This is a genomic window from Pseudomonas sp. MIACH, from assembly GCF_001269925.1.
Lineage (GTDB): Bacteria > Pseudomonadota > Gammaproteobacteria > Pseudomonadales > Pseudomonadaceae > Aquipseudomonas.
In genome coordinates, this window is record NZ_LHVO01000059.1 from 1 (window position 1) to 12,834 (window position 12,834).

Genomic DNA, 12,834 nt, shown 5'->3' on the forward strand with positions numbered 1-12,834 from the left:
ACAAATGCTTCTATGGTGGGCGGGACGGTTGTGGCGGGCGGGCTTGCCCCGCGTTGGGTGGCGAAGCCGCCCCATTACTGCCACTGCTTGCTTCCTGTAAGGACGGAGGTGCCTGGGTTTGGGGCTGCTGCGCAGCCCAACGCGGGGCAAGCCCGCTCGCCACAATTAACCTGTGCTCAAGAAATTGGCGCGTGACTTGCTAGGAACACACACAGAGCAGTCAACGCTGATTGCCCATTCACGACAAAGGCGCCGTGCAATCCCCGTTTCCAACGGAGGGTTGCAGGGCGCTTTTTTGTTGGCGGGCAGAAAAAGTTTCGAGGGTTACGGATGGCAAACCAAAGCGTACGCAGTGTGTGTCCTTATTGTGGCGTGGGCTGCGGCATCGTCATGCAGGTGGAAAACAATAAGGTGGTCAAGGTGATCGGCGACAAGGCCCACCCGACCAACTTCGGCCGCCTGTGCACCAAAGGCACCACCTGCGGGCAGGCAATCGCCGAGTCCGGGCGGATGGAGAACGCGTACCTGCGTGAGAAGCGGGACCACGACCCAGTGCGCATCGCCATGGACACCGCCATCAGCGAAACCGCCGGGCGCCTGCGCGGCATCCTCGACAGCCACGGGCCGGATGCCCTGTCCTTTTATGTGTCCGGGCAAATGTCCCTGGAAGCCCAGTACCTGATCAACAAATTGGCCAAGGGCTTTGTACGCACCAACAACGTCGAGTCCAACTCACGCCTGTGCATGGCCAGCGCGGGCAGCGGCTACAAACTGTCCCTCGGCTCCGACGGGCCGCCGGGCTCCTATGAAGACTTCGACCGCGCCGACCTGTTCTTCGTGATCGGCGCCAATATGGCCGACTGTCACCCGATCCTGTTCCTGCGCATGATGGACCGGGTCAAGGCCGGGGCGAAGCTGATCGTGGTCGACCCACGGCGCAGCGCCACCGCCGACAAAGCCGGCCTGTACCTGCCGATCAAACCGGGCACCGACCTCGCCCTGCTCAATGGCCTGTTGCACCTGCTGGTCAAGAACGGCCACACCGACCCGGCCTTCATTGCCGCGTTCACCGAGGGCTGGGAGGCCATGCCCGGCTTCCTCGAGGACTACCCGCCGCACACCGTCGCCGACATCACCGGCCTGGCCGAAGCGGATATCCGCCAGGCCGCCGACTGGATCGGCCAAGCCGCCGAGTGGATGAGCTGCTGGACCATGGGCCTCAACCAAAGCACCCACGGCACCTGGAACACCAACGCCCTGTGCAACCTGCACCTGGCCACCGGCGCCATCTGCCGCCCCGGCAGCGGGCCGTTTTCCCTCACCGGCCAACCCAATGCCATGGGCGGCCGTGAGATGGGCTACATGGGCCCTGGCCTGCCGGGGCAGCGCTCGGTGCTGGTGGAGGCCGACCGCGCATTTATCGAAGACCTCTGGCAGATCCCCGCAGGCAGCCTACCGCGCCAAGTCGGCGGCGGCACCGTGGCGCTGTTCGAGCAGATGAGCGCGGGGCAGATCAAGGCCTGCTGGATCATCTGCACCAACCCGGTGGCCAGCGCGCCCAATCGCCGCAAGGTCATCGAAGGCCTGCAAGCCGCCGAACTGGTGATCACCCAGGATGCCTTCCTCGACACCGAGACCAACCGCTACGCCGACATCCTGCTGCCCGGCGCGCTGTGGGCCGAGGCCGAAGGGGTGATGATCAACTCCGAGCGCAACCTGACCCTGATGCAAAAGGCCGTCGAACCACCGGGCCAGACCTTGCCCGACTGGCAGATCATCGCCAGGGTGGCCTGCGAGATGGGCTTTGCCGACGCCTTCACCTACGCCAGCGCCGCCGAGGTCTTCGACGAGATCAAGCGCGCCTGGAACCCCAAGACCGGTTACGACATTCGTGGCGCCAGCCATGCACGGCTGCGCGAACAACCGCTGCAATGGCCCTGCTCTTCAGAGGCTGGTGCGGAGCGCAACCCGATCCGCTACCTGAATACAGGCACGCTCAGATTCGCCACCGAAAATGGCAAAGGCCAGTTCCTCGCGCGTCCGCATATGCCGCCGGCGGAGATGCCCGACACAGCCTTCCCGTTCGTGCTCAACACCGGCCGTTTGCAGCACCAGTGGCACACCCTGACCAAGACCGGCAAGGTCGCCACGCTGAACAAACTCAACCCCGGCCCCTTCGTCGAACTGCACCCCGAAGACGCCGCCAGCCTCGGCATCAAGGACAAGGACCGCGTGGAAGTGCGCTCCCAGCGCGGGCGTGCCGTGCTGCCTGCGGTGGTCACCGACCGCGTGCGGCCGGGCAATTGTTTTGCGCCCTTCCACTGGAACGATGTGTTTGGCGAACACCTGGCGATCAACGCGGTGACCAACGACGCGGTCGATCCGATTTCCCTGCAGCCCGAGTTCAAGTTCTGTGCCGTGGCCTTGGCCCGAGTCGAGTTGATCGATCATCAGTTTCTCGATAGGCCGGCCACCAATGACCGTTCCCCCTTAGCAGAGGACCTCGCCATGTCGCGCCTCGACGCCTTCGCCGATATTGCCGGCATCCGCCACGTGCCGGCCCCCTCATTGAGCGACAGCGAACGCACTTACCTTGCAGGTTTCCTCAGCGGCCTGCGCTCCGACGTCGGGCGCCAGGCAGCCGGTGTGCCGGTGATGCCAAGCCATGCGCCGCTGGCCAAGGACACCCGCCTGTGGCTCGACGGTTTGCTCGGCGGGCTGTTCAGCCGTGCAGAAGCCAGCGCCGTTACAGCACCGCCCCCCCCGGCCGTCACCCTGTTATGGGCCTCGCAGACCGGTAACGCCGAAGCCCTCGCCGAGCGATTCGCCAAGCGCCTGCGCGACGCGGGCATCAGCGTGGAGCTCAGCGCGATGGCGGATTTCCCGGCGAGCAAACTGGCGAGCACACAAAACCTGGCGCTGATCAGCAGCACCTTCGGCGACGGCGACCCGCCCGACAACGGCGAAGGCTTCTGGCACAGCCTCAGCACCGTCGAGATCCGCCTGGAGTCGCTGCGCTTTGCGGTGCTGGCCTTGGGTGATCCGAATTACGACCAGTTCTGCAAGCACGGCCAGCGACTCGACCAGCGCTTGCTGGAGTTGGGCGCCACCCGCCTGCTTGAACGCGTCGACTGCGACACCGAATTCGAAGAGCGCGCCGATGCGTGGCTGGCCCGATTCCAACAGACCCTCCACCCGGCAAAACCCGTAGCCCCGGTAACGCCCGCCACACCGGCAGGCAAAACCAAACTGCATGGCTCACGGCTGCTGCTCAACCGGCACCTGAACCCACAGAGCGCCCACAAGGAAACCCGCCAGTTCGCCCTGGACCTGACCGATTCCGGGCTGAGTTATGAAGCCGGTGATGCCCTGGGCGTCATGCCACGCAACTGCCCGGAACTGGTCAGCGAACTGCTCGACCTGACGCGTCTGGATCCGGCTGCCTGCGTGAACATCGACACCTTCGGCGATGTACCGCTGCACCAGGCGCTGACCCAGCGTTTCGAAATTGCCCGGCCCAGCAGCGACACCCTGGCCTTTATTGCCGAGCGCAGCACCAACCCCGGCCTCAAGCAACTGCTGAACCCTGAGCGCAAAGCCGAATTACAAGGCTGGCTGTGGGGCCGACAACTGGTGGATGTGCTGCACGAATACCCCATCGATTGCTCGGCGGACGAACTGCTCGGCACCCTCAAGCGCCTGCAGCCCCGCTTGTATTCAATCGCCTCCAGCGCCAAGGCCTACCCGCAGGAAGTGCACCTCACCGTGGCCGCGGTGCGCTATGGCAAGCGCAAGGGCGTGTCCTCGACCTTCCTCGCCGACCGCGCCGCAGACAGCGAGGTGCCGTTGTTCGTGCAGCCATCCAAGCACTTCCGCACACCGGCCGACGGTGACGTGCCGATGATCATGATCGGCCCCGGCACCGGTGTGGCGCCGTTCCGCGCGTTTTTGCAGGAACGTCGGGCCCAGGGGCATCAGGGCCGCAACTGGCTGTTCTTTGGCGAGCAACACGCGGCCAGCGACTTTTACTACCAGGACGAACTGCAAGGCATGCAGCACGACGGCTTGCTCACTCACCTGAGCCTGGCGTTCTCCCGCGACCAGGCGCAGAAGGTCTACGTGCAGGACCGCATCCACGAACACGGCGCCGAGCTGTGGCGCTGGCTGCAGGACGGCGCGCAGCTGTATATCTGCGGGGATGCCAGCCACATGGCCAAGGACGTCGACCAGGCTCTGCGCCAGGTCGCGCAAACCCACGGCAGGCTTGGTGTCGAGGGCGCCGTGGAGTACTGGCGCCAGTTGAGCGAACAGAAGCGCTATCTGCGTGATGTCTACTGATTGGATACAGAACAATAAGCACTTTGTATTGTGTACAAAAAACCCTAAAGATTTACCGGCATCGGGCCGAAACAGCGGTGATAGCAAATCGCCGCGCTCTTTTTCCGGAGCGAGACGATTTGACCGCCCTCTACGCTGATGGTCGTCTCGATGAAAATAAAAAATAAGCTGGTACTGGCATTTGTCTCGGTTGCGTTTATCCCGGTAAGCCTGGTGGCGGTCATCTCCGTGATGAACACACGGACCCAGGCCGTTGACCAGTTTATCGATGGCAGCACCCGGGAAATCCGCCAGATCGATGGCAATATCCGCCAGTTCTTCGACGGCACGCAGCAGAACGTCGATCAAATGGCCATGGATCCTGTGTACACCTCCGTGGAAACGCTGAAGAACTACCAGCCCGCCGACGCCGCCAGTCAGCCGATGCCGGCGGCGGCACAAGCGGTCATCGAGCGCTTTGCGCGCTTTGGCGCCACGCACCCGGCAGCCGCCATCCTCTCCATCGGCCTGGAAGATGGCACCTACGTCAAATGGCCGGATGACCCGCAACTGGCCAAGTACGACCCACGCGCGCGCCCTTGGTACAAGGCCGCCATGGCCAGCCCCGGCAAGACCGTGCGCACGCCGGCTTACTACTACGACAAAGACGACGTGGCGCTGGTGGGCACTGCCCGGGCATTGCTGGATAGCGCCGGCAAAGCCAAGGGCGTGTTCGTGGTCAGCGTGTCGCTGAAGAACCTCACCGAACTGGTCAAGAGCATCAAGCTCGGCGAAAGCGGTTACGTGATGCTGATCGAAGACGGCGTGGTGCTGGTCGACCCGCGCGACGCCGCCCACAGCTTCAAGCCGCTCAAGGACCTGGGTGCCGCCTACGCACACTTGGCCGAGACCCAAGGGTCCACCGAAGTGGAAATCAACGGCGTGCGCTACATGGCCAACGTGTGGACGTCCCCCGGCCTGGGCTGGCGCTATATCGGCCTGATTGAACACCGCGAAGTCATGGCCGAAGCCACACGCATGACCTACCTCACCGCCGTCATCGTCGGCGTGCTGGTGCTGATCTTCGGCGTGCTCGCGGCGGCGTTTTCCAAAGTGATCGTCAAGCCTATCGGCCAGGTCAGTACCGGTTTGCAGTCGATTGCCGAGGGTGAAGGCGACCTGCGCCACGAACTGCAGGTGCAGGGCAAGGATGAAACCGCCGAACTGGCCGGCTGGTTCAACAAGTTCCTCGCCGCCATCCGCCAATTGATCCAGCACATCGGCGCGGCGTCGGCCAATTTGCACAACGCTTCCAAGGTCAACAGTGAAGTGGCGCACAACATGAATGAAGCCGCCGGCCGCCAACGCGAGGCGGTGGAACTGGTGTCCACCGCGTTCAATGAAATGGTCGCCACCGCCAACGAAGTCGCGCGCTCCTGCAGCAGTGCGGCGGATTCGGCGGAGAACGGCCATCGCCGCGTGGCCGAGGGCAAGCAACAGATCGAAGTCACCACCGATAACGTCAATCGCCTGGGCCGCCGCTTGACCGAGTCGTCCGACGCCATGGTCGAACTCGAAGCCGGCAGTCGCAGCATCAACCAGATCATCGGCACGATCCGCGCGATTGCCGAACAGACCAACCTGCTGGCGCTCAATGCCGCCATCGAGGCCGCCCGTGCCGGTGACCAGGGTCGTGGTTTTGCCGTGGTCGCCGACGAGGTGCGCGCGCTGGCCAAGCGCACCTCCGACTCCACCGGCGAGATCGAACACCTGCTCGGCACCCTGGAAAACAAGACCCAGGAAGTCACGCAAAAGATGGGCAGTTGCCTGGACCTGTCACGAGCCAGCGTGTCGTCCATCGAAAGCGCGCGTGACAGCTTTGAAGGCATCCAGTTGTCGGTCAACGAAATCCGCGACCAGAACCTGCAAATCTCCGCCGCCGCCGAGGAACAACACAGCGTGGCCGAGGAGATCAACCGGCATATCCAACAGATCTACGACGAAGCGCGACTGGTGGAAAGCCTGGCCAACTCGGCGCAGGACGACTCGGGGCGCTTGGCGAATCTGTCGGATGAGTTGAATGGCTTGGTGGGGCGCTTCAAGTCCTGATGATTGTCGCCATCTGGTAGGCATGGGTATCTACACAACTTTTCAGACCCTGACAAATCCCCCTGTGGCGAGCGGGCTTGGCGAATCGTCGCACCGCCCGCGTTGGGCTGCGAAGCAGCCCCAAAACCAGCCGCTACAGAGTGTCTGCTACAGCACGTTCTTCTTTACTGGGGCTGCTACGCAGTGCCTGCGGGTGAAGCCATCCAATCCAGAAAAGCTCGAAGCCGCGTGATGAAGTTTTCCATCGTGGCGCCAGGGTTCCTGGCCTCAAAGAGAAAGAACGCAATGTGAGTGACCCGCTGCGGATACCCCCGGACGAACATCGCCACATGCTCTTCGAGGGTGTGCGGCCATGTCGAAGCCTCTTCCGAGCGCAGTATATGAGTGGACCTGATCAGCTTGCGTGAAGCCTCGCGCTGCAAGCGAAGCCGCTGCGTCTCGATATCGGCGCACGCGATGCGCGTGAGGTAGGTACTCAATACGGTATGGAAATCGCCATTCACCGCCAGCGCGATGTCACGGGACGGCCGAAACCGTTCGAAATGCACTGACAGATCTTCGCCCCACACACAGCGGCACTGGTGTTTGAGCCAGAAGCCCCAACTGTTGCGGTTTTCAGCGACCAGCACCTGCGCACGGTGGCCGATATCGAAATCCACCTTGGTGACATGCGGATGCCGCAGCTCCAACGCACAGCGGACGGCCTCCAGCCGCGCCAATAGATCCGCGGTTGCCGGCTCGCGCAGCACCAGGGTGAGGTCGAGGTCGGAAGCACCCGCCGTGGCGTCGCCCCTTGCGACGCTGCCATAGAGATAGATGCCATCCAGGCCCAGGTCTTCCGTCGAGAGCGACGCACAGACCTCCGCCAGCAATGGCTGGTATTCACGCTGCACGGGGGTGTCGGCGACGGTGAGGATAAAGCCGTCCGCGTCGAGGCCCGTAGAAGGGTTATTCATGCGTGATGCACCTCGATCACCAGCCCTTCCGCCTCACTCGGCACGCAGAAATGCCTTGTGATCAGATCAAACTCGGCGTCCGTCGCCGCAAAATCGTGGTCGCCCCGCGCATTGCGCGCATGCAGCCGGGCGCGGCAAGTGGCGTCGTCCAGTTCGAGGTAATGCAGGCGATGCGGCACCTCGGCGGCCTGCGCCAACCCCAGCAGCCATTCGCGATTGGCCAGGGTGTTGGCCGGAAAATCCAGCACCACGTTGACGCCGGATTCAAGCAGATTGACCACCAGCGGCCCCAACACCCCGCGAATCCGCTGGGCACAGCGCAGGTAGTCGGTGATCGAGAGGATTTCACCGGGGTACAGTTGGGCGAGCCAGGTGTCTTCGCTGAGCAGGATGGCGGCGTGTTCGGCCACCAGGGTCTTGGCAAGCGTTGACTTGCCCGAGGCGATCTTGCCGCACAACAGGTGCAGGGTTGGCATGGGGACGGCTCCTTATGTCATGCCTTGAGCATGCCAGCTTTCAGGCTGACGCTTAATATTTCGACACGAATTATGCTGAACTATCTGACACGTAAGGCGTTCATTTCCTATGCGCAGCCCCGACCAGGGGCGTTGTACAACAAGGAGCCGCCTTACCATGACAACCCTTCCCGCCTACCGATACACGCCGGGGCCGCTGCATGCGACCTTGCTGGCCGGCACCGTGCCGCTGTTTCTGGGTGCCTTGCTCAGCGACATTGCCTACACCCAGACCTACCAGATTCAATGGGCCAACTTTGCGTCCTGGCTGATCGCCGGTGCTCTGGTGTTCTGTGGGCTCGCGTTCCTGTTTGCGCTGGTCAACCTGCTTCGCGCCGAGCGCAAGGCGGGGCAACCCACGCGGTATGTCCTGCTGCTGTTAGCCACCTGGGTATTAGGGCTGGTCAATGCCTTTCAACATGCCAAGGATGCCTACGCCTCAATGCCTGCCGGGCTGATCATGTCGGCCATCGTCTTGCTGCTGACGCTGGCGGCCACCTGGACCGGCCTGCGCTCGGGAGGTGCCAAATGAAAACGTCGCACACACTGAGCGTATTGAGCGCCGCGCTGTTGCTGAGCGCTTGCGGTGGCGAAGGTGACAAGACCCAGGCCCGCGGCCCCGACCCCAAGTTGCCGGAGCAGCAAAGCAGCCTGTTGCCGAGCATGAAGATCGCCGAGCCAACCCCCTGGGGCGATCAGAAACCCAAGGTGCCCGAAGGCTACAGCGTCACGGCCATCGCCACCGACCTGGCCATCCCGCGCCAGACCCTGGTGCTGCCCAACGGTGACATCCTGATCGCCGAAGGCCGTGGGGGCAGCGCGGCCAAGCTCAAGCCCAAGGATGTGATCGCCAGCGTGATCAAGGCCCAGGGCAACACCAAGGTCAAGGGCGGCAACCGCCTGACGCTGCTGCGCGATGCCGACGGTGACGGCACCTACGAGCTCAAGACCGTGTTCGCCGACAACCTCAACGCGCCCTACGGCCTGGCGTTTGCCGACGGCAAGCTCTACGTGGCCAACCAGGATGCGTTGGTGCGCTTCGATTACACCGACGGCCAGACCAAGGCCAGCGGCGCGCCGGTCAAAGTCACCGACCTGCCGGCGCAGATCAACCATCACTGGACCAAATCCCTGGCGGTGAGTGCCGATGGGCGCCAGCTCTACGTGGGGATCGGTTCCAACAGCAACGTCACCGAACGTGGCATGGAAGTGGAAATCGACCGCGCCATGGTCTGGCAGATCGATGCAGCGACCGGCGCGCACAAACCTTACGCCACCGGCCTGCGCAACCCGACGGCGCTGACCATTCAACCCGACTCCGGGCAACTGTGGACGGTGGTCAACGAACGCGACGAACTCGGCCCCGACCTGGTACCCGACTACCTGACGTCGGTGAAAGAAGGCGCGTTCTACGGCTGGCCCTACAGCTATTGGGGCCAGAACGTCGACCCACGCGCGCAACCGCAGAACCCGGCCAAAGTCGCCGCCGCGATCAAGCCGGATTACAGCCTCGGTTCCCACGTGGCCGCACTGGGCGTGGACTTTTCCATCCCGGCCATGGGCGATACATTTGCCGACGGCGTATTCGTCGGCGAGCACGGCAGTTGGAACCGCGACAACCCGGTGGGCTACAAGGTCATCTTCGTGCCGTTCAGTAATGGCAAGCCATCGGGCGAGCCGATTGATTTCGCCACCGGTTTTCGCGGTGACGACGGCAAGACCCGTGGGCGCCCGGTGGGTGTGACGGTGGACCCGAAAGGCGCGCTGATCATCGCCGATGACCTGGCCAATACCGTGTGGCGAGTGACGCGCAACCCATAGCGGCATATGACAGGGGCCGTGGCGCCCCTGTCAGCCTTCTCCCTGCAATTGCACCTCCAGCCAGTCGAGCAATGCCGTGATCTCGGCTCGACTGCCTCCTCCCTGCTGCCTATAGACCGAGATGGCCTCCGGCAAATGCACGCTCTCGGCACAGGGCCTGACCAGCGCGCCCGTTTCAATCAACTTGCTCGCGGTACGCCGCCAGCCCATGGCGATACCGTGCCCCTCCACCGCAGCCTGCAACATCAGCGGGTAACTGTCGAAGGTGGCTCCGCGTGTATCCCCGGCCAGGGCCTGGCCGAACACCTGCAGCCAGCGGTCCCACTCCATCAAGTGCGGAGGGTGGGAGCTGTGGTGCAACAAGGTGCACGCCTGCAACCCGGCGAGCGCCAGCGGTTTTTTTGTGCGCAGATAGGCAGGGCTGCACACCGGGAACACTTCGTCAGCCGCGGTGAACATCAGCGGATGGGCGCCACTCGCACGCCCGGTACTTTGCAAGGCCACGTCGAAATGCTGGGTGAACTCCGTCAGGGGACGGGTGGAGGTCACCACCTGGATTTCGATATGCGGGTATTGCTGGTGGAACGTCGACAGGCGCGGCATCAGCCAATAGAACGCTTCGCATAATTGGCACAGCAGCACCACGCGATGACTGTGCGGTGACACCCGCAGGCTGGCGGCACTTTCACTGATGCTGCGCAGCGCTTCGCCGACCACCTTGCCCAGTTCCCGCCCCTCTTGGGTCAGGAACACCGCTCGGTTGCGCCGACTAAACAGCTTCACGCCCAGGTTGTCTTCCAGCCCGCGAATCTGGCGGCTGATGGCGGCCTGGGTGATGTGCAGCTCATCGGCAGCCTTGGAGAAACTGCCCAGGCGTGCAGCCGCTTCAAACGGCAATAGGCTGGCCAGGGGCGGTAGAGTCTTGCCGAGTGTATTCATAATCTGAGGTTATACATCCAGGGCCGAGAACTCGTTTGTAGCACACCCGCATGACTGGGCACCATGGATCCATTACCCCAATGGATGCCCCGAGATGAACGCTGCACAGACCTCCATTGCCATCGGCGTGCTGCTCGCGGTTGTTGCGACATTGGGCTGGGCGCTGAACTTCATCGCGCCCTACGTCACCGCTGGCTACAGCCTCTATGACCTGATGGCCGTGCGGTTCCTGATCGCAGGCGTGATGGGCCTCATGGGTGTGCTGCTATGCCGGGCTCAACTGCGATTGCTCAGGCCCGGCCAACGATACCTCGCCGCCGCCCTCGGGGCATTGGGTTGCCTGGGCTACGGCGTGTGCATCGCCGCAGGCGTGATGTTCGGCGGGCCGGTCATGACCCCGGCGTTTATCGGCACGGTGCCGGTGTTGTTGGCCCTGGTGGGCAACGCCAGCACCAGCACCGTCCCGTGGCGCCGACTGGCAGCCCCCTTGTCATGCCTGGCGTTGGGCCTCTTGCTGTCGAACCTCAGCAGCTTCCATCAACCTTCATTGGATACAAACGCCTGGTGGGCAGGGCTGTTTTTTTCCCTGAGTGCGGTTGCCATCTGGTTGTGGTTCAGCGTGATCAACCAAAGGCAATTGACGCACCTTGCGGCACCCGCAACCGGCCTCTGGACTGCGCTGATGATGGTGGGCACCGGTGTCGCCACGCTGTGCCTGCTGCCGTTCATACAGCTACTCGGCGTGTTCAAGTTGCCAACGCGCGGCTTCGGCCTTTCCCAAGCAGGCCCGCTCTATGCCTGGAGCCTGGTCATCGCGGTGATGTCGACCCTCATCGGCGCCTGGGCCTGGAACGCCGCGACCCGACGCCTGCCAATGGTGCTCAGCGGCCAATTGATCGCCCTCGAATCACTCTTCGCCACCCTGCTCGGCCTGTGGTTCCACGGGCGCTGGCCCACACTCATGGAAGCCGCGGGCCTGGGCGCGGTGCTGATCGGCGTGGTCATGGCGATTCGGATCATATTGACGAGCCCACAGGCGACGGCCAAGCCTGGGATGACCATGACCGGCGATCATAGCCGTTGACATGCTTGCCTGACGCAACAATATAATTGACTAAGGCAACCATTCGAGTATCCGCCATGTCCACTCCCCTGCTTGTGGAACGCGCCAGCATCGTGCGCGGCTTCAATCGCTTCTACACCCACCAGATCGGCGTGCTGCAGGAACACCTCTTGCACAGCGACTATTCCCTGACTGAAATTCGCGTGATGTACGAGCTGTCGTCCCGTGGCGACCTCACCAGCGCCGACCTGTGCCAGATGCTCGGCCTCGACGCGGGTTACCTGAGCCGCCTGACCAGTGGCTTCGAGAAAAACGGCCTGATCCAGAAAGTCCGCTCCGCCACCGACGCGCGCGCGGTGCAATTGCATCTCACCGATCTCGGCCGCGCGGTCCTGGCGCCCCTGGAACAGCAGACCCAGGATGAAGTCATCGCCCTGCTCGACGGCCTGCCCGAGCCTCAACAACAGCAACTGACCGACGCCATGCAACGCATCCAGGGGCTGCTGCAAGGCAGCGCGTCGAGCTACCTGTTGCGCGATCCACGACCTGGAGATATGGGCCTGGTGGTGCAGCGGCAATCCGCGCTGTACGCCCGCGAATACCATTGGAACTGGGAGTTTGAAGCGCTGGTGGCGGAGATCGTCGCCAAGTACCTGCGCGAGTTCGACCCGGCGCGGGAGCGCTGCTGGATCGCGGAGAAGGATGGCGAGGTGGTCGGCTCGGTGTTCGTTGTGCGCCATGACGATACAACCGCCAAGTTGCGCATGCTCTACGTGGATGCGAGTGCGCGGGGCCAGGGCATCGGCCAGCGCCTGGTGGACGAATGCCTGCGCTTTGCCCGCGATGCCGGTTACACCCGCATGATGCTGTGGACCATGAGCGCCTTGACCGATGCGCGCAAGCTCTATCAAAAGGCCGGTTTCGAGTTGGTGGAAGAGGAGCCGACCTTGAGTTTCGGCAAGCAATTGGTCAGCCAGACCTGGGCGCGCGCGTTGTAGAAAAGGCGCTTGAAGGAATGGGGCTCGACACAACTTTATAGGTGATTCGAAAAACCTGTGGCGAGCGGGCTTGCCCCGCGTTGGGCTGCGCAGCAGCCCCAAAACCAGGCGCTGCG

9 protein-coding genes and 1 pseudogene are annotated in these 12,834 nt (G+C 63.2%); 7 read left to right on the forward strand and 3 right to left on the reverse strand.

Features of this window, described 5'->3' with window-relative positions:
- The first annotated feature begins 330 nt into the window (after positions 1 to 330).
- From AD670_RS25435 to AD670_RS32350, 3 genes and pseudogenes are all read left to right on the forward strand, one after another.
- Entirely contained in the window at positions 331 to 4,338 is a 4,008-nt protein-coding gene (locus tag AD670_RS25435; protein WP_053138889.1) for a bifunctional nitrate reductase/sulfite reductase flavoprotein subunit alpha, read from the forward strand.
- Positions 4,339 to 4,569: 231 nt separating this feature from the next.
- A pseudogene (locus tag AD670_RS32345) lies at positions 4,570 to 5,571 on the forward strand (cache domain-containing protein); the annotation flags it as partial.
- Between the two features lie 87 nt (positions 5,572 to 5,658).
- On the forward strand, positions 5,659 to 6,426 hold the full coding sequence (locus AD670_RS32350; protein WP_371263198.1) for a methyl-accepting chemotaxis protein: 768 nt from the start codon (positions 5,659 to 5,661) through the stop codon (positions 6,424 to 6,426).
- A gap of 176 nt (positions 6,427 to 6,602) precedes the next feature.
- On the opposite strand, the gene AD670_RS25445 is transcribed toward AD670_RS32350, so the two are convergent.
- Together AD670_RS25445 and AD670_RS25450 are read right to left on the reverse strand one after the other, a co-directional pair.
- Positions 6,603 to 7,382, reverse strand: a complete 780-nt coding sequence (locus AD670_RS25445) for a nucleotidyltransferase domain-containing protein (protein ID WP_053138892.1) — start codon at positions 7,380 to 7,382, stop codon at positions 6,603 to 6,605.
- Positions 7,379 to 7,858: an ATP-binding protein gene (locus tag AD670_RS25450; protein ID WP_053138895.1), complete on the reverse strand. Its 480-nt coding sequence runs from the start codon at positions 7,856 to 7,858 to the stop codon at positions 7,379 to 7,381. Before AD670_RS25450 ends, AD670_RS25445 begins: the two co-directional genes overlap by 4 nt.
- Positions 7,859 to 8,015: 157 nt before the next feature.
- Between AD670_RS25450 and AD670_RS25455 the strand changes: the two genes are divergently transcribed.
- Together AD670_RS25455 and AD670_RS25460 are read left to right on the forward strand one after the other, a co-directional pair.
- Complete coding sequence (locus AD670_RS25455) at positions 8,016 to 8,429, forward strand: DUF2231 domain-containing protein (protein WP_053138898.1); 414 nt, start codon at positions 8,016 to 8,018, stop codon at positions 8,427 to 8,429.
- On the forward strand, positions 8,426 to 9,718 hold the full coding sequence (locus AD670_RS25460) for a sorbosone dehydrogenase family protein (protein ID WP_053138901.1): 1,293 nt from the start codon (positions 8,426 to 8,428) through the stop codon (positions 9,716 to 9,718). Before AD670_RS25455 ends, AD670_RS25460 begins: the two co-directional genes overlap by 4 nt.
- A gap of 30 nt (positions 9,719 to 9,748) precedes the next feature.
- Here AD670_RS25460 and AD670_RS25465 read toward each other — a convergent pair whose 3' ends face one another.
- Entirely contained in the window at positions 9,749 to 10,657 is a 909-nt protein-coding gene (locus tag AD670_RS25465) for a LysR substrate-binding domain-containing protein (RefSeq protein ID WP_053138904.1), read from the reverse strand.
- A gap of 94 nt (positions 10,658 to 10,751) precedes the next feature.
- Here AD670_RS25465 and AD670_RS25470 point away from each other — a divergent pair, with 94 nt between their 5' ends.
- On the forward strand, positions 10,752 to 11,741 hold the full coding sequence (locus AD670_RS25470; protein ID WP_053138907.1) for a DMT family transporter: 990 nt from the start codon (positions 10,752 to 10,754) through the stop codon (positions 11,739 to 11,741).
- A 56-nt stretch (positions 11,742 to 11,797) separates the two neighbouring features.
- Complete coding sequence (locus tag AD670_RS25475) at positions 11,798 to 12,718, forward strand: helix-turn-helix domain-containing GNAT family N-acetyltransferase (protein WP_053138909.1); 921 nt, start codon at positions 11,798 to 11,800, stop codon at positions 12,716 to 12,718.
- The last annotated feature ends 116 nt before the right edge of the window (positions 12,719 to 12,834 follow it).

Excerpts from the sequence above, each read along its gene's own strand:
- AD670_RS32350 (WP_371263198.1), top strand. The coding sequence starts at position 5,659 with ATGAATGAAGCCGCCGGCCGCCAACGCGAGGCGGTGGAACTGGTGTCC.
- AD670_RS25470 (WP_053138907.1), top strand. The coding sequence starts at position 10,752 with ATGAACGCTGCACAGACCTCCATTGCCATCGGCGTGCTGCTCGCGGTT.
- AD670_RS25445 (WP_053138892.1), bottom strand. The coding sequence starts at position 7,382 with ATGAATAACCCTTCTACGGGCCTCGACGCGGACGGCTTTATCCTCACC.
- AD670_RS25465 (WP_053138904.1), bottom strand. The coding sequence starts at position 10,657 with ATGAATACACTCGGCAAGACTCTACCGCCCCTGGCCAGCCTATTGCCG.
- AD670_RS25475 (WP_053138909.1), top strand. The coding sequence starts at position 11,798 with ATGTCCACTCCCCTGCTTGTGGAACGCGCCAGCATCGTGCGCGGCTTC.
- AD670_RS25460 (WP_053138901.1), top strand. The coding sequence starts at position 8,426 with ATGAAAACGTCGCACACACTGAGCGTATTGAGCGCCGCGCTGTTGCTG.
- AD670_RS25450 (WP_053138895.1), bottom strand. The coding sequence starts at position 7,858 with ATGCCAACCCTGCACCTGTTGTGCGGCAAGATCGCCTCGGGCAAGTCA.
- AD670_RS25435 (WP_053138889.1), top strand. The coding sequence starts at position 331 with ATGGCAAACCAAAGCGTACGCAGTGTGTGTCCTTATTGTGGCGTGGGC.
- AD670_RS25455 (WP_053138898.1), top strand. The coding sequence starts at position 8,016 with ATGACAACCCTTCCCGCCTACCGATACACGCCGGGGCCGCTGCATGCG.